The sequence below is a fragment of the Phycisphaeraceae bacterium genome, from assembly GCA_019636795.1.
Taxonomy (GTDB): domain Bacteria; phylum Planctomycetota; class Phycisphaerae; order Phycisphaerales; family UBA1924; genus JAHBWW01.
Genome location: JAHBWW010000003.1, coordinates 238662 through 257126, shown reverse-complemented (window position 1 = coordinate 257126; position 18465 = coordinate 238662). Strand labels below are relative to the sequence as shown.

Below are 18465 nucleotides of genomic sequence, written 5' to 3'. Positions count from 1 at the left end.
GAAGAGGATTGGTGTATCTTGGTATGCAACCCGAAGTGTGGCAAGGGGTTGCTACGCAGAGTCAGGTCCGATAGTGAAAATCCAGCAGCGGCATCGGCAGGAACAGTCGTAGTTGCCGATCAGATCAGGAGCAAGCGATGGCGAAGCGTCAACGCGTCGGAACGAGCAGGAAGCAGCGGCAGGGTCTCGGACAGGGGACGGTATCGCGTTTGCTCCTGGCGGGGCCTCTGGTTGGGTTGATGAGTGTGCCTGCGCTCGCCGGACCCACAGGCGAGAAAGTGGTGCATGGGACAGCGACGTTCAATCGCCAGGGCGACCTGACGGTCATCCGCGCGAGCGATCGGGCGATTATCAACTACAGCAGCTTCAATCTGGCCCAGCATGAGTCAGTCCGCTTCATTCAGCCCGGGGCCAGTGCGCGCGTGCTGAACCGGATTCAGAGCGACGCTCCGACCTTTATTGACGGCTCGATTCGCGCGAACGGGCAGGTGTATTTTGTGAATCGCGCAGGCATTGTGTTTGGCGAGAACTCGGTGCTCAATGTCGGCGGCCTGTATGCAGCGGCGGGCAATATCTCGAACCGCGATTTCATCGCAGGCAACAACCGCTTTACGGATGTCGCGGGAGATGTGATCAACCAGGGTCGCATCGAAGCGGGAGAAATCGGGCTTGTCGGGCGCCGGGTTGCCAACTACGGGCACATCGTCGCGCCGCAGGGCATGGTGACTCTGGCCAGCGGTGATGAAGTGCTCATCGGTGAGCGTGGTGGGCACGTCTTTGCGCGCATCAGCAACAAGGATCCGCAGGTCGAAGGCGGAATCACGCAGGCGGGCACGATCGATTCCTTCCAGACGATGCTGAGCGTGGGGGACCACTTCGCATTGGCAGTGCTCGACACATCGAGTATGCGAGGCGATCGAATCACGGTTCGTGGCGGCAAGAACAGCACCGTCACCGTCTCGGGCGAGATCGACGCGACCGGAGCACCGATGCAGCGCGGCGGGCGCGTGGATGTATTTGGCGACACGGTTGTGGTTGATGGCGCGCACATCGACGCTTCGGGCGATCTTGGTGGCGGCGTGATTCGCATCGGTGGCGACTATCAGGGTCAGGGCCTGAGCCCGACTGCAAGCCGCACATTGGTAACGGATTCGACTTTGATTCGGGCCGATGCGTTGCTTGCGGGCAGCGGTGGGCGCGTGATTGTGTGGTCGGATCAGGTGACAGGCTTTGGCGGATTCATCTCGGCGCGCGGCGGTGCCCTTGGCGGCGCGGGCGGGTTTGTCGAAGTTTCGGGCAAGGAGCACCTGGTCTATCGCGGCCTGGCCGACGTGCGAGCGACCAATGGCAAAGCCGGCCAACTGTTGCTCGACCCGCGCGACACGCGTGTGGAGCGCAACGATGACGTCAGCGGCGGGCTGACGGACATCGCGTTTTTCGACGCGCCGCAGACTGTGACGATCACGGATTCAAAACTGGCTGAACAGTTGTCGTTGCTGGCCAATGGCGGCGTGATGAGGCTTCAGACGACGCGCGACTTCACGTTCCTGGCTGATGCAACCGTCAACGTGACCGATGTTGGTGCAGACGGGTTCGGCACATTGATCGTCGAGGCTGGCCGTCGGGTGATCTTCGAAGCGGGCGTGACGCTTGACTTCGGTGGCGGGTCGTTCGAGGTCTTCGCGAACGCAGCCGGTTTCGACCCTGCGGGTGTGCCGGCCGGTCTTGATCGCGGCGGCGGCACAGGATTCATTACTATGGCCGGTGACGCGGTCATTCGCACAGCGGGCGGGACGATCCGCTTTAGCCTCGACAACGGGTTCAACAACGACCAAACCTCTAACGCGATCACGATCTCGACCATTGATGCGGCGGGTGGCTCGGTCATCATCACGCACAATGGCACGGCCGGCCCGGGTAGAAACATTCTGCAGGCAGCTGCGGGGAACGGGATCACGGCCAACAGTGCGCGACTCTCCATCGCCAACGGTACCGGCACCATAGGAACATCAGGGCTGTTCATGCGGCTGGATGTCGGAACGATCGCGATGTCGTCGACAGGCGGCGCGATCTTCGGCCAGACACTGGGCGCGGTCACTGTCGGGATTGTCGATGGAATCAATGGTATTACGAGCGGAAACGGCAACATCACGTTGCTCAGCCCCGGGCGCATCACGCTGGCGCAGGACATGAACTCAGGTACAGGCCGAGTTGTTGCACGAGGCGAGGATATTCGTGCTACCGGTGGAGCCATGCGAGGCAATACGGCGGCGGTGGAAGCAACCAACGGCACGATCGGCACCGAAGCAACCCGTTTGGCGTTCGAAACCAATACGTTGGCAGCGAGCGCAACGGGGAGCATCTTCCTGAATGGGTCATCGCGCACTACGCCACCAGCAGGCGTGACGGTCGGCACAGTCGATGGCACAGCCGGCATCACAAGCGACACAGGTCGCATCTTGCTCGATACGACCGAACGCATCACGCTGACGCAGGGCATCACCGCTTCGACACAGATCGTGTTGGACGCCGAGAGCATTCGTGGCGCTGGCGTGTTGCGGGCAAGTCAGGTTGGACTCAATGTCGGCGCCAACGGAGTCGGCACCAATGCGGCACGGACGGCTGTGGAAGCAGACCGTCTTGCAGTGGCTGCGGGCGGCTCCGTGTTCGTCAACATCGATTCACTCGATGGATCTTCGCCAGTCACGATCGGCACCGTGGCAACTCTCGCGGGTGTGACAGGCAGTGCGGGTCTGCTCAAACTGGTCACCGCTCGTGAATTGGTGATTGCTGACGACATTACGGTGGCAGCCAACGCTCGAATCAGCGGGCGCAACATTCGCTCGACCGGAGGCACGATTTCGGCTGCCCAGATCCAGTTGGTCACTACAGGCGGAGCAGCAGGGACGATCGGCAGTTCCGGAACGCCGTTCGAAGTGATCACAGGTCGCGTTGCTGTATCGGCGGGCAGTTCGGTGTTCCTCGCGCTGAACGAACTTATTAATGGCGCAGGTATCGAAGTCGGATCCGTAACGGTGAGTGGTGAGAACATTGCGGGCATCGTCAGCACCGCCGGAACGATCACTCTCACGACCCCGAACCTGTTGTCGATTCTTTCGAACATCACCGCGACGGGTCACGGCCTGAGTACGAACGCAATCAACATCACTGCGCCAACGATTTCTGTAACAGGGGCGCCGACGGTCAACTCGGGCACCGGCGGAATTCTGCTCGACCTCGACAGTTTGCTCGTCAATGCGGCACTCGGCGGAGCATTCACAGGCAACTCGGCGACACTGAATATCGGCACGGGAGGCCTCAACGCACAAGCATTGTTCGGTTCGGGGTTCCAGAATGTCACGATTGACGTTGATGGTGCTTTCGAGACAGGTGCTGCGGGGCGCTTTGTCGCAGCCAACAACCTCTCGGTCATCGCCGACTCATTCACCATGGCTGGTGACAACAGTCTGACGGGCACGAATGGTCTTTCGATCACATCGCGCAGCGGGCTTGGTGCGACGGCGAATCTGCCGGGCGAACTGAGCACGAATGGTGTGCTTGCGATCGAGACGCTTGGCGGGGATCTCGAGCTGCTCGGCAATGGGCCGGTGTTTGCGAGTGCTTCGAGTGTTGGGCTGACCAGTTCGGCACAGTTGCTCTTCGGTGGCGCGGCACCCACAACCTATCAGTTCAGTTCGCTCGACGCGCAGGCGGGCACAGGTATTGTGTTTGGTGCAGGTGTCGAAGGGCTCAACACGGTGGGCGCGCTAAGCCTCGATGCGGGCACGGGACTCATCGATTTCCAGAGTACAAATCCGTTCGTCGTGAATGCTGGCGGCGGGACGGCACTGTTGAGCAACATTCAAGGCGCGGGCGACCTCACGTTCATCGGCTCTGTCGATGCAACGGGCGGAGCGGGTGAGTTTCAGGTCACACTTGATGGGGTGCTCGAGTTTGCCAATGGACTGGACGCGACCGGGCGCGACATCGCGCTTGATACGGATGGGCTGGTGCTCGGCGGGGTCATGCTGGGCAACGGGCTGGCGATCCTGGCCGACACGTTCAGCGTGGGCAATGACAACGGTGGGTTCCACCTGAGCAACGCCACGCTCGACAATCTTGGCGTGGCAAGCGTTCGCCTCGGGCTTGCGGGTCAGGAAGCGACGCTGGCGACACTCGATGGAGTTTCAACCACATACAGCGGTGCATTCACGATTCGCAGCAATGACATCAGTGCTATCAACAACAACTCATCATTTGCAGCACTCGACCTGATCGCGCTCAATCAGATCGGTATCACTGGCGTCGCTCTTGAAACCAAGGCGAGCAATCTGCACCTCGAAGCGACCAATGGCATTCTCACCACGAATGCGACATTGCGGGCATCGGGTCTGGGCACACTGATCGATCTGTTCAGCGATGTCACGGGCACGGGAAATCTGGAGTTCGATGGCGACCTGCGCATCAATGGCGGCGGAACGCGCACCATCGTGACCGATCTGGGCACGATGCGATTCGTCGGCGCACTCGATGCAGCAACGAACGAAGCGTTGGTCCTCGATGCGGGCACCGGCGAACTGCGGTTTGGGAGCGGCATGATCGGGCAGGGAATTGCGTTCTCCATGCTCGAAATGACGGCAGGAGCCGGCATCATCGGCGAGAACTCGATCGCGATGCGTTCGGATGGCAGCATCACGCTCAACAACGACCTGAGCACGCTTGACGGCAATATTCAGATTGTCATCGATGCCGACGGCAGCGGGGGCGATGTGGGGGTGTTCGCTGGGCTGTCGAGTACGGCGCTGGGTGCAAACTCGAGCGGAATTTCCGTCACGAGCGCACTTGGAAACAACGGCATCGCCAGTCTCACTTTTAACGGCGCGCTCGCGACCAATGGCGTCAATGACAACGGAGTAACTGTCAATGCGGGGAATCTCGGCACCTCAAGCTTCCTCAGCACGATCAACACCGTGGGCGGCGATGTCGATCTGAACGGATTGACGAGTCTGAGCGGCGACGTGACCACGGCGGGTGGCGCGGTCACCGCACGCGGAGCACTGATTGTCAACGGGCCGGTGCGCGTCACGACCAGCGGCGGTGCATTCGATGCGCAGAGCACGACGGTCATCAATGGGCTGTTCGAAGTGTTCTCGTCCGGCGGGCAGGTGCGTTTCGCGGGCTCGGTGCTCGATCAGACGCCGGGCACAGCGACACTGCGGATCGACGCTGGTCCGCTCGGGCTCGTCCGGTTCGAGGATGTGGTGGGTGTAAGCGCCGATGGACGCCACCTCTCTCTTATCGAAGTGCTCGATGCGCTGCGGATCACATTCGCAGGCAGCGGGTACCGTGCGATCACTCAGAACTACAACGCCACGTTCTACGACATCAACCGCACGGGCGGTGGTGTCACTGAGTTCCTCTCACGAGGCGGAAACATCGATTTCAACGGCGGGACGATCAATCTGTTCAATGGCACGGATCTGACGCTGACCGCACTCAACGGCGGCAATGTCAACCTTGCGAATCTGCTGGTTGACGCTGCTGATGCTGACGCGAGACTTGTTGCGCGTGTGCGTGATGACATTAACTTCCAGGGTCTGGCTGCGAATGGCGCGCGACTCTCGCTGGTTGACGTGGTTGCTGGCGACGGCACGATTGCGGGCCTGATTCACTTTGGTGCCAGTGCATTTGCCGATACATTTACGCTGACGTCGGATCGCATTGATTTCAAAGGTGGAATTGGGTCGATCGTCGGCAGCGACATGACAATTCTGCAGCGTAATGGTGCCTTCGGCATCACGCTCGGGGGCGATGGAGCCGTCGCCAATCAACTCAACCTCACCAAGACCGACATCGATGCATTGGCCGATGGGTTCAATGTTGTGCGCATCGGCAACGCCTCGACGAACGACATCAATGTTGTCGGCGATGCTGGCGGGTTGGCGCTCATGATTCGCGATCCGTTTGAGCTTCGGACGAAGGGCGCGATCACGATCAACCGCAACATCACTGGCACAGGAGACGCATCGCTGCGTATGTTTGCCGATCTGGGTGTGGTGTTCAACTCGACGATTTCGACACAGGGCGGAAGCATTATCTCTTCGCGTCTGAACGGCACAGCGGTGCGGAGCGTGATTCTGGGTGATGTGCGACTCCTGACGGCTGGCGGCGATGTGAGCCTGCTCGGGCCGATCGACGCTGCAAGCCTGCCGGGCCTCGATACGCTTCGCATCGAGGCGGGTGCGGGCCGTGTGGATCTCGGGTTGATCGGGCAGACAATCGCGATTGATAGTTTGTTCGTTCGCGGCGGAGTCATCAATCTTGCGGGTATCGGAACTGCAGGAAAGAGCGGTGTCACCGGCGATACCAACATCGGCGGAACGGGGCTCGTCACATTCCAGGGCGACCACTACAACACAAATGCTGCCAGGTATTTCTCTTCGGGCGGTATGCTCGCGAACTCGGACATCACGTTTACCACCAACAGCAACAATCTGTTCTTTGGCGATACGGGGAATGCCGGTCGCGGCGGTATCGAGTTTGGTGCAGGCTCCACAGCGTGGAAAGTCGCGGCGGGCGCAACCGGCAATATTTCGCTTGACGGCGTGTACACAGGCAACGGCGTGAACATGAGTCTCACCGGCTTTGGTATCACTCTCGCGGGCAACACGACGTTCAACAACGCCAATGGCACGCTGACCATTGACGCGCCGATCACCGGTCGCAACAACCTGGCCATCAATATGGGTGGCGGTATCGTCAACCTCAATGCTCCGATCGGGAGCCAGACGGTCGAGTCGCAGCGTCTGCGCGATCTCACGATCTCTTCGAATACGATCAACTTCAACATGGCCCGTATCGACTCGGACTCGTCGGCCTTCGCTGCGAGCAACTACATGTTCGAACTGCCTCCAGGCCGAACGGACCAGAGCATCATCGCGCACGCGGGCAATCTGACGTTCACGGGCGGTCTGATCACCTTTACCAAGGGCACGCTCAACTTCAACGCAAACCAGGGACGCGTGGCATTGGCTGACATTCTCGGCATGCCCGGCACAAGTATGTCGCTCGGTGTGCGCGGGCGCGATGGCGTCACGCTTCGCAGCATTGGCAACTCCAACAACACCGGCATTCAGTCGTTGCTCATCTTTGGCGATGAGCTGGCAGTCCTCGGCAATGTGTTCGTCCGTGGTGAAACACTGATTCGGCCTTTCACCGATGGGCGCGAGATCGCGCTCGGTACGGCTCAGATTCTGGGCAACAACATTCTCGAAATCAGTCAGGCAACCTTTGATCGGTTCCGCTCTACTCTTGCAACAAGTTCCCTGAACATCGGCGGCATCGCGGCGTCGAATGACCAGAGCAACCCCGGGTTCAATCAGATCTTCGAGCAGTCGAACAGCCTGATTCGTATCAGCGACCTCGCGTTCGGTTCAAGGCTCAATCTCTTCGGACAGGGGATTGAGATTCTCAGCGGGCAGACGCTGACTTTGAATAATGCTGCGGCGATGAGGATGAACTCCACCGACACAACGCGTCTCAATGGCGCTATCGCGGGCTCGGGTGGGACGATCACCATCGGCGGGAATCAATCGATTCTCGCATCAAGCATCAATACCGGCGGCGGCGATCTCTTCATGCTTTCCGACGCTCTGATCTCCTCCAACGCAACACTCAACACACTCGGGGCGGCTCGCGATGGCAACTTCACCGTCACGGGTGGCGTTCAGGGCCTCGTTGCTAATCAGGGCGATTTCAACCTCAATGTCGGACGTGGGAACATCAATCTCGCGCCCGGCAGCGGCATCGGCACGACGACTCGCCTCCGTTCGGTCAATCTCATTGCCAACAACCTTGTGCTTTCCAACGTCTTCACCTCGGGGAACCAGACCTATACCGGGAACCAGTCGCTGCAACTGGGTGGCGGTGTGCTTAACTCGCTTTCGGGTGACATCGTCTTTAATAACCGCCTCATCGTCGGCAATGTTCACACAGTGCAAACGGGCGGCAACGGCCGAATCCGCGTCGGCGAGATCGGCGGCACGGTTGACAAGAAGTTCGACGAACGTCTCACGCTTCGCACGGGTGCCAACGGACTTGTTGAGTTCCGAGGCAACACCTCCGGATTCGACGCACTTGTTGTCGATGCCGACGCGCTGATGTTCGGCAACCGCGCCATCTCGGCGGGTGTAGTGCGTTTCCTGGGCAACATCGACTCGGGCACCGGGCTCAACTCGATCGAGATTCGTGGCGGCAGCCAGACCGAAATCGCGGGCAACGTCGGGGCAACCGGACGATTCAGTTCGCTGATGTTCGGTGGAGGTGGGCTTGTCGTCGGCCAGACCGGCGGAGCCACCACGATCAACACCAGCAGCGAGCAACTCTACGAAAACAACGTGACGATCAGAGGCGATGTGCGCATGCAGGCACACGGCGATGGCATCGCGCCAAACGCTGCTGACACCATCCGGTTCCTCGGCAATGTCAATGGTGCAACCGCGGGCGCCGATTCACTCACGATCATTGTCGATCGTTCGACCGGGTTCGCACTGAACGATGTCGGCGGGACCGATGCGATCCCGACGAACATGCCCGTGATCGAGTTCCGCGGAAACGTCGGCGACAGCGTTCGCCTCGGGCAGTTGATGCTCAATATCGACGGCGCGGACATTGATGGACGCATGACGACGGATGGCAAGCGGTTCTCATCGATCCTTGCGACCATAGTCTTTGGCGATCCTCAGGCGTTCGTTGCCAATGGCCAGCGGGGCAACTTCACGGTCAACGTCGGCGAACTGCACATGGGCCATGGCGAAGCGCTGACCGCGCTGGGCAACTTCACGCTCGATGCCACCAACGCCCGGATCGCCGACATCACAACTTTCGGCGACATGGTCTTGCGTCTCAGCAACGACCTGACCATCCGCAATCGCCCGAGTGGCAAGACCTTCGACCCGATCACGCTGCGACTGACCGATGACGACGGCACGGACCTGGTCTCCACCGGCTCAATGCGGATCTTTGTGGGTGGCCAGACCCTGCGTGTCGAAGGACGCCGCGGAGAACTCTTCGAGGGCGAGATTTTGCGTGCGGTGTCGCTGGCCGCGACGGGTGCCAATGTCCTGATCACGGGCAGCGTGCAGGACTTGGGCGACCTTCAGATCCGGTCGCTTCCGCTTGCATCGGCAGACCTCTTCATCAGTAACGGGTTCGTGCTTGATCTGCGTGCACAAGGCCCCGGCAACACCAACATCGCCGAGTCGATCGCGGGTGCTGTCCGGACTGAAGAAGGTGGCTCGGTCGAAGCGGGTACGGTCGTTGCTTCGACGGTGCGCGACATTCTGCGTGAGATTGGACTCGACCCGCGCGGGTACGCTGGCGACTATCCCGAAGGCTCGTACGCCCGCCAGGATGTCACCCAGACGATTCTCGGTTCGCTCGATGGCGTCGGCATGTTCATCGACGTTGCCAATCTCAGTGGCGATGGCGCACCTGAGATCACCCTCGAACGTCTCGAACGCACGATCACCGAACAAACTGTTGAACGGTATCTGCTGTTGTGGTATGGTCGTCGTGACGACTCGGGCCGACTCATGACCGAGGTCGATCCTCAGACCGGCGCAGTCAAGCCCGTGATGATGGACGGCCGGACAATCGCGGAAAACCCCGCCGATGCCCCCTCCGCGAAGATCCTGGCATCGTTTGAGCAGGTTCTTGAGGACTGCCGCGATTCGCTGAAGGCAACCGACCCGGAATTGGCCGAAGCACGCGAACTGCCTGCCGATGTCTGGATGGCGTATTTGATGGCTAACGAATCGCGTTATCCGGCCGCTGCGACATACGTCAATGAACTCAAAGCCCTGATGCAATCGTTGCGGGCGATGGGTCTCTCAGCCGACGAGTTGCGCCGTGTCTGGGATCTGAAACTCAATGAACTGGCACCCCGTGGCCTGGATCGCGATGGTTTCCGCAGGCTCGTGGCTGGTCAGGCACCGGTCGAGATTGTCCGGTCGAGCGAGCACAACGGACTCGCTCCGGTCATCGAGATCGAGCAGTAAGCACGGTGTCCCTGGTCATATCGAGCCCGGCGGAGACGGGCATGACCTCGGGCAAGACATTGTGGCCCCTTTCGAGGGGTTCGGTATGGAGATCGAACCCACATGGCGCTCGACATAGATCGTTTGCTCGCTGAGGTCTCGCCCGATGAACCGTGCGGGCCGGACCTGAGCTATGACACTGCGTACTTTGAACTGATGCGGGCCGCTGAAGGCACCCCCGCGCAGCAAATCGGCGACTCGGTCAAGGAAGGCGAGGAGCCTGACTGGCGCGATGTCAAGAGCCGCGCGATCGAATTACTCGCGCGATCAAAAGACCTCAATGTTGTCATGACTCTTCTGGCTGCGATGGTCCACAACGACGGAATGACCGGTCTGGCCGACGGACTGGGGTTGCTCAAAGCCTTGCTCGAGCGCCATTGGGATGGATTCCATCCTCGCATCGATCCCGACGAGAAGGACGACCCCTTCCTCGAACGGATGAACATCGTCGCCTCGCTGGCAGCTGCTCCGGGGGCAACTGGTGACATCAGGAAGTACCAGGCCAACATACGCTTGGCACCGTTGTGCAAAAGCCGCCAGCTGGGTTCGTTTTCGTTTCGCGATGTTCTGATCGCACGTGGTGACATGCCTGCGCCGTCCTCGATGCCGGCTCCGCCAACGATGGGGGTCATCGAGGGCGCGTTTGCCGAGACCGAGTCGAGCGATTTGCTGGCGTTTGGGCAGGCTGCGAGCACTGCGAATACACTGGCGCAGGAGATCGATCAATGGGTCACTGCTAAAGTCGGGGCCCACAACGCGCCTGATTTGGCTTCCTTGCTCGATCTTCTGAAGCAGATCGATCGCTTCATGCAGGAGCAATTGGCCAAGCGAGGGTACGGTGCCGCCCCGACCGAAGCTGTTGCAGATCAGGCGAGCGGCGATCCTGGTTCGGGCGGCGGTGGGGCTAACGATCCGATCAGGGGGTCGGTCCGCGGGACGGGCGATGTGATCATGCTGATCGGGAAAATCTGTGAGTACTATCAGAAGTATGAGCCTTCCAGCCCAGTTCCGATTCTCCTCCGGCGTGCGGAAAGACTTGTGGGTAAGAGTTTTGTGGACGCAGTAAGGGATCTTTCTCCAGATGCGCTTTCACAGTTGAAGATGGTCGCAGGGGTCGAGACGTTCAACGAATATTGATCCCATTGGCGAAATGGGGAGTTTGTGGTATGATCCATTCGAGCGGGCAGCGTGATCGAGCGGACGCACCTGTTTGCCAGTTCAAGGGATCCGTTCAGACAATCTATCAGAGTCGTCTCTGGCGAAGTGACGAAGGAGCAATCAATGGCCAAAGCAAGCAGTCAGAAGTTCATTGCCCGCAATCGCGCGCCGCGCGTCCAGATCGAGTATGACGTCGAGTTGTACGGTGCTGAGAAAAAGGTCAACCTTCCGTTCGTCATGGGCGTGATGGCAGATCTCTCGGGCAAGCCAGCCGAGGAGTTGCCGGGGGTTGCCGACCGCAAGTTTCTCGAGATCGATGTCGACAACTTCGACGATCGACTCAAGGCGTCCAAGCCACGCGTGGCGTTCCAGGTGCCAAACACTCTTACAGGCGAGGGCAACCTCAGCCTCGATCTGACCTTCGAGAGCATGGACGACTTCTCGCCCGCAGCCGTCGCCCGCAAGGTCGATGCCCTGAACAAGTTGCTCACGGCGCGTACGCAACTGTCAAACCTGCTGTCATATATGGACGGCAAGAGCAACGCCGAAGAGTTGCTCAGCAAGGCCCTCAAGGATTCGGCGCTGCTCTCGGCGCTGGCGTCCAAGGCCAAGGACGGTTCGGGTGAAGGAGGGGCTCAGTAATGGCTGACAATCCAGAAATGCAAGCACAGTCCGGACCAGTTGAAACCATGCAGGAGGGAGAGTTTGCAGCCCTTCTCGAAGGCAGTTTCAAGCCAAAGAGCGATCGGCAGAAGTCGGCAATCGAAGAAGGTGTGCAGACGCTCGCTGCTCAAGCGCTGTCGCAGACGACACTCATCAGCGACGACGTAGTCAAGACGATCGAGTCGATGATCGCTGAACTCGATCGCAAACTCACTGAGCAGATCAATCTGATTCTGCACCACCCCGATTTCCAGACACTCGAAGGCACATGGCGAGGCCTCCATCACCTCGTCAACAACACTGAGACCGACGAGCAACTCAAGATCCGCGTGCTCAACATCTCCAAGAAGGATCTTGGCAAAACTCTCAAGAAATTCAAGGGAACCGCGTGGGATCAAAGCCCGCTGTTCAAGAAGATGTACGAAGAAGAGTTCGGGTCGCCAGGTGGCGAGCCTTATGGCTGCCTCGTCGGCGATTATCATTTCGACCATTCACCCCCCGATGTCGAGATCCTGACGGGCATGGCGCAGATCGCAGCTGCTGCCCACGCACCGTTCATCGCAGGCTCTGACCCCAAGGTCATGAACATGGATTCATGGCAGGAACTGAGCAACCCCCGCGATCTGACCAAGATCTTCGGCTCGGCCGAGTATGCGCCGTGGCGGAGCCTGCGCGAAAGCGAAGATTCCAAGTACATCGGCCTCGCGATGCCGAGGTTCCTGTCGCGGCTGCCTTACGGCTCAAAGACCAGCCCCGTCGAGGACTTCGCATTCGAAGAAGACACCGAAGGTGCCGACCACAGCAAGTACACCTGGTCAAACTCTGCGTTCGCCATGGCGGTCAACATCAACCGCGCGTTCAAGATGTACGGCTGGTGCAGCCGCATTCGCGGTGTCGAGTCGGGTGGTATGGTCGAGGGGCTCCCTTGCCACACATTCCCGACCGACGACGGTGGCGTGGACATGAAGTGCCCGACCGAAATCGCAATCACGGACCGTCGTGAAGCCGAACTGGCCAAGAACGGGTTCATGCCGCTGAGCCACTGGAAGAACACCGATTACGCGGTGTTCGTCGGTGCCCAGAGTCTCCACAAGCCTGCGGAATATGATGATCCGGATGCGACTGCCAATGCAAATCTTGGCGCTCGCCTTCCGTATCTGTTCTCGACGTGCCGCTTTGCGCACTTCCTCAAGTGCATCGTCCGCGACAAGATCGGTTCGTTCAAGGAGCGGGCGGACATGGAGCGGTGGCTCAACAACTGGATCATGCAGTATGTCGAGCCGATCCCCGAATCCGCAACCGAGGAAGCCAAAGCCCGTCGTCCATTGGCGGCTGCCGAGGTCACGGTTGAAGAAGTTGAAGGAAATCCGGGGTACTACTCATCCAAGTTCTTCCTCAGGCCTCACTACCAACTCGAAGGCCTGACCGTCTCCCTGAGGCTGGTTTCTAAGCTCCCGAGCCAGAAGGGCTGATTTCGGTTATTGATAGAAATCCCCAGTCGTACTCGACTTGCAGTCGCGACTGGGGATTTTTTGACCAAGTTGCGTGAGCAACCGGGCTCGTTCACGCTTGTAAACTGGGCCCGGACGGCACACAACAAAAACGACGGGCAAGGCAGAACACACGTTTCACCCACAACGGGCAAGGAGAACAGCAATGTCATTCGACGGATTTCTGAATATTCAGGGCATCAAAGGCGACAGCACCGACGCGGCTCACAAGGACTGGATCGAAATCCAGGCCTTCAACCAGGGCGTCACCCAGTCCACCGGTGGTGCAGCCAGCGCACAAGGCACTCACGCCGGAGGCCGCAGCGACCACTCTGACTTCAGCATCGTCAAGCGCCTCGACACCGCAAGCCCCCAACTCTTCCTCCATTGCTGCAATGCCAAGCCGATTCCCGAGATCAAGATCGAACTGGCTCGCGCCATGGGCGAGAAGACCACGTTCATGACCTACATCATGAAGGACGTCATCGTCAGTTCCTGCCGGGCGTCAGGCTCGACCGAAGGCTCCGACCTGATCCCCCTCGAAGAGATCTCCTTCCGCTACGGCGAGATCCACCTCTCCTACACCCCGACCGACCCACGCGGCGGCGGCAAGACCGGCGCGGACGTCAAGGCCGCATGGAGCACCCTCGAGAACAAGCCCATCTGACCGCTCTACAACCGTGGAACCCACCATACACTTCCGGCAGCGAGTTTCGGCTCGCTGCCGGTTCTTTTTTCGGGTACACTCGGTCCCGACTCATCGCTCCTGAGCACAAGAGGGTTTCATGGCTACCAAAGCAATCGCCGCTGAAGAACTCATCAGGCAGGGCAAGCCCGCCGAAGCCCTCGACAAGCTCAAGGACGCGATTCGGCAGGATCCCTCTGACCCCGCCAAACGCGTCTTTCTCTTCCAGCTCCTGTGCGTCCTTGGCGATTGGGACAAAGCGCTCACTCAGGCCAGTGTGGCATCGGATCTCGATGGCCTCAACCAGATGCTCTCAACCGTCGGGCGCAGCGTCATTCAGTGCGAAGCCTTTCGGCGTGAAGTCTTTGCTGGCAATCGCAGCCCACTCCTCCTCGGCGAGCCCGCACCATGGGTTGGCATGATGGTACAGGCTTGCGGGATGACGGCCCGCGGACAGCATCGTGCCGCCGGCGAGTTGAGGGCGCAGGCCTTCGAGGATGCCCCGGCCGTCGCTGGCCGCATCACCGTTCACTCCGGTGACCAAGCCGAGACTACCGAGTTCGCCTGGGCAGCAGACGCCGACGAGCGCCTCGGCCCGATGATCGAACTCATGCTCGAAGGAAAGTATTACTGGGTGCCGATGTCGCATATCGCGTCGATCGATGTCGAGCCGCCGCAGGATCTGCGCGATGCCGTCTGGACACCTGTAAGCCTGCGATGGGTCAATGGCGGGGACGCCATGGGGCTGATCCCAACGCGTTACCCTGGGTCCGAGATACACGATGACTACGCGATCCGCATGTCGCGACGAACCGAGTTCGTGGACCTAGGCGATGAGATGTTCGTTGTTTTCGGGCAGAGAATGTGGGCAACTGACGTCGGCGAGTTTCCGATCATGCAGACACGCCGCATCGAGTTCGATCATCCCCAGCAGGGCGAGGACCATGGCCGAACTGACTCCGAGTGAACGGCTTCAACCTTGCTTGCTCGATCGGCTGACTGATGAAGAGCCCGAGCACAACAAGGAGAGTCGCAACAAGCGAGTGTTTTCTCTTCGACAGATCCGTCAGGCGGTGTTGCGCGATCTGTCGTGGCTGCTCAATACCCCCGCTCGCTCAACAGCCGAGGATCTCTCGGGGTTTCCCAATGTCGAGAGTTCGGTCGTCAACTTCGGGATCGTGGATCTTTCAGGAACCACTGCGTCAGGTGTCAGCGTAGTACAACTCGAAGCCATGGTTGCACGCGCGATCCAACGCTACGAACCCCGCATGCTCCCCGGCACGATCAAGGTTCGAGCGGTCAAGAACACTCAGCTCATGAACCGCAACACGCTGATGTTCGAGATCACCGGCGATCTCTGGGCTCAGCCCATACCCGACCCGATGTATCTCAAGACCGAGGTCGATCTCGAAACCGGTCAGTGCATGGTGCAGGAGCGCATCGGTGGATAAGAGGCTGCTGCGCTACTACGAACGCGAGTTGCGACACATCCGCGAATCCGCGGGAGAGTTCGCGCAGGAATACCCGAAAATCGCGGGGCGACTCGCGCTCGACGCGCTCGAGTGTGCCGATCCGTATGTCGAGCGATTGCTCGAAGGCTTTGCGTTTCTGGCGGCTCGTGTGCAACTCAAACTCGATGCCGAGTTCCCGCGCTTCACGCAGCACATGCTCGAAAGCGTGTATCCGCATTATCTCTGCCCGACGCCATCGATGCTCATCGCGCAATTTCAGCCCGACCTCGATGACAGCGGGCTCGCAGGCGGGTTTACCGTGCCTCGCCAGACTTCCATCCGAAGCATGATCGGCAAGGACGATCAGACCGCATGCGAGTATCGCACTGCCCACCAGATCGAGCTCTGGCCGCTCGAACTTGTCGAGGCACAGTACCACGACCGCGATTTGGCGAGCCTCGATGTCCCCAGTGCGTCCGACGCACGGGCAGCCATTCGCCTGCGATTGCGATCAACTGCGGGCCTTATGCCCAATGAACTCGCGATCAAGCGCCTGCCGTTCTACATTCGTGGCCATGGCGACACACCCATGCGCGTCTATGAGCAAATCCTCGCTCACTCACTGGGCGTGATCGTGCGTCCTACGACACGCCCCGCCAAGTGGCATTCGCGTGTCGCCGCATCGAGCATCCGCCAGATCGGGTTTCACCGTGACGAGGCGCTCATCCCCGCCGGCGCACGAAGTTTCGAAGGCTATCGCCATCTGCACGAGTATTTCACGTTCCCATCACGCTTCATGTTCTTCGAAATCAGCGATCTCGACAAGGCCCTCGCTCGCGCCGATGGGCCTCAGTTCGAAATCGTCGTTCTTCTCCGTCAGCCCGATCCTGAACTCGAAGGCGCGCTGACGGTCGAAAACTTTCTCCTGCACTGCACGCCCGCGATCAATCTCTTCGAGAAACGTGCCGACCGAATCCACCTATCGGACAAGTTTCCCGAGTTTCATCTCGTTCCAGATCGCACGAGACCACTGGATTTTGAGGTCTATGACGTGCTGGATGTGACAGGATTCGGCACCACAGCCGATGACGAAACACCGTTTCGACCGTTCTATGCTGCCAGCGATTACGACGAGCACGCCGAACGCATCGGAGCGTACTACTCGACCAACCGCGTTCCGCGCACTCTGACAGCCAAGGAAAAACGACAGGGCCGACGTTCAAGTTACACAGGAAGCGATGTCTACATCTCGCTCGTTGACGCACATGCCGCGCCGTATTCGTCGGACTTGCGCCAACTCGGTTCGCAGATCCGGTGCACAAACCGCGATCTGCCGTTGCGGATGCCGATCGGCGCTGGGCGAACCGATTTCACAACCGAATCGGGCGTTGCAGTGGATTCAATCCGCTGCGTCGGGGGCCCGACCGCCCCCAAGCCGTCGCTAGCCGAGGGTGAAACCGCGTGGCGACTCATCAGCCACCTTTCGCTGAACTATCTATCACTAGCCGATGAAGACACACAACGCAGCGCAGCCGCGATGCGCGAACTCCTCTCACTTTATGGCGATCTTGCCGATTCGGCCGTACGCAAGCAGATCGAGGGCGTGCGCAAACTTTCCGCCCGCCCCATCTCGCGGCGTGTACCGACGCCAGGACCAATCGCATTCGCACGCGGGTTGGAAGTCTCGTGCCAATTAGAGGATTCCGCCTTCATGGGCTCGGGGCCATTCCTTCTCGGAGGCGTGCTCGAACGCTTCTTTGCCAAGTACGTTTCGCTCAACTCGTTCACTGAAACCGTCGTCAATACCACCGAACGCGGGGAGATCATGCGATGGCCGACACGAATCGGTCAGAGACATACGCTCTGATTCTCCGCCTAACGGAGAAGCCATACTCGTTCGACTTCTTCCAGGCCGTGCGACGCCTCGACTGCGCGTACGCATCGAGTGAGTGCGTCGGCACCTCGGCCAGAATTGCAAGCGATCCCGTACGCTTTGGGCAGAGGCCTTCACTCGCGTTCGCGCCCTCGACCATCGCATCATTCAACCCTGCGCAAGGATCGACCGCGAGCAAACTCGATGTTCATTTCTTCGGTCTGCTGGGCCCTAATGGCCCAATGCCCCTTCACATCACCGAGTACGTCTTCGACCGCAAGCACAACCACCACGACCCGACGCTCGCACGCTTTCTCGATGTCTTCCATCATCGGATGATCTCAATGTTCTACCGCGCCTGGGCTGTCAATCAGCCCACCGCCAGTTTCGACCGCGCCGCCCGCGACCCATTGAGCGATCGCATCGGGAGTTACGTCGGGTCAATCGCCGGCTATGGCTCGCCTCAGATGCGCCTCCGCGATCACGTCAGCGATCTGGCCAAACTCCACTACATCGGGAGGCTCGCGTTCGGCGCCAAGAACGCCGAAGGGCTCGAAGCCATCGTTGCCGATTTCTTCCGGGTTCCCGCTCGGATCATCGAGTTCGTCGGGCATTGGATGGAACTGCCAGAAGACAGCAAATGTCGCCTCGGCGAGTCGCCACGCACCGGATCTCTCGGCTCGACCGCTGTCATCGGTTCACAGGTCTGGGAAACACAGCAGAAGTTTCGCATTCGCATCGGCCCCGTCTCGCTCAAGACCTACGAGCGATTCCTCCCGACCGGTCAAAGTTTCAGGAAGATGGTCGATTGGGTGCGCAACTACGTCGGCTATGAATATCGTTGGGATGCTCAGCTGGTGCTCAAGAAGCAGGACATCCCGAGCATACGTCTCGGGATGTCCGGTCAACTCGGTTGGACAACGTGGCTCAGCACCGGGCCAAGCGCGAGCGATCGCGATGATCTGGTTCTGAGGCCGCCAGATCCGGTATGAACGCCGCACACCGTTGCGGCATGATCGGAATAATCATCAGCCGCAGGTTGTGCGGC

9 protein-coding genes are annotated in these 18465 nt (G+C 59.7%); all 9 read left to right on the top strand.

Features of this window, described 5'->3' with window-relative positions; genetic code table 11:
* The first annotated feature begins 137 nt into the window (after positions 1–137).
* The 9 genes from KF757_07190 to tssG all read left to right on the top strand — a co-directional run bounded on the left by KF757_07190 (position 138) and on the right by tssG (position 18409).
* The gene (locus KF757_07190) at positions 138–10058 is read left to right on the top strand and encodes a filamentous hemagglutinin N-terminal domain-containing protein (GenBank protein ID MBX3322760.1); all 9921 of its coding nucleotides are present in this window, start codon (positions 138–140) and stop codon (positions 10056–10058) included.
* 102 nt (positions 10059–10160) lie between these two features.
* Entirely contained in the window at positions 10161–11234 is a 1074-nt protein-coding gene (tssA, locus tag KF757_07185; protein MBX3322759.1) for a type VI secretion system protein TssA, read from the top strand.
* A gap of 144 nt (positions 11235–11378) precedes the next feature.
* Positions 11379–11897: a type VI secretion system contractile sheath small subunit gene (gene tssB / locus KF757_07180; protein ID MBX3322758.1), complete on the top strand. Its 519-nt coding sequence runs from the start codon at positions 11379–11381 to the stop codon at positions 11895–11897.
* Positions 11897–13390 (top strand): type VI secretion system contractile sheath large subunit, encoded by a 1494-nt coding sequence (gene tssC / locus KF757_07175; GenBank protein ID MBX3322757.1) that lies wholly within the window; start codon positions 11897–11899, stop codon positions 13388–13390. The genes tssB and tssC overlap by 1 nt, the downstream gene beginning before the upstream one ends.
* A gap of 184 nt (positions 13391–13574) precedes the next feature.
* Positions 13575–14075, top strand: coding sequence for a type VI secretion system tube protein Hcp (locus tag KF757_07170; protein ID MBX3322756.1), 501 nt, complete (start codon positions 13575–13577; stop codon positions 14073–14075).
* 118 nt (positions 14076–14193) lie between these two features.
* Positions 14194–15060: a tetratricopeptide repeat protein gene (locus KF757_07165; protein ID MBX3322755.1), complete on the top strand. Its 867-nt coding sequence runs from the start codon at positions 14194–14196 to the stop codon at positions 15058–15060.
* A complete protein-coding gene (gene tssE, locus KF757_07160) occupies positions 15038–15544 on the top strand; it encodes a type VI secretion system baseplate subunit TssE (GenBank protein ID MBX3322754.1) in 507 nt (168 codons plus the stop codon). Before KF757_07165 ends, tssE begins: the two co-directional genes overlap by 23 nt.
* Positions 15537–17411, top strand: a complete 1875-nt coding sequence (gene tssF, locus KF757_07155; GenBank protein ID MBX3322753.1) for a type VI secretion system baseplate subunit TssF — start codon at positions 15537–15539, stop codon at positions 17409–17411. Before tssE ends, tssF begins: the two co-directional genes overlap by 8 nt.
* A complete protein-coding gene (tssG, locus tag KF757_07150) occupies positions 17375–18409 on the top strand; it encodes a type VI secretion system baseplate subunit TssG (GenBank protein ID MBX3322752.1) in 1035 nt (344 codons plus the stop codon). The genes tssF and tssG overlap by 37 nt, the downstream gene beginning before the upstream one ends.
* The last annotated feature ends 56 nt before the right edge of the window (positions 18410–18465 follow it).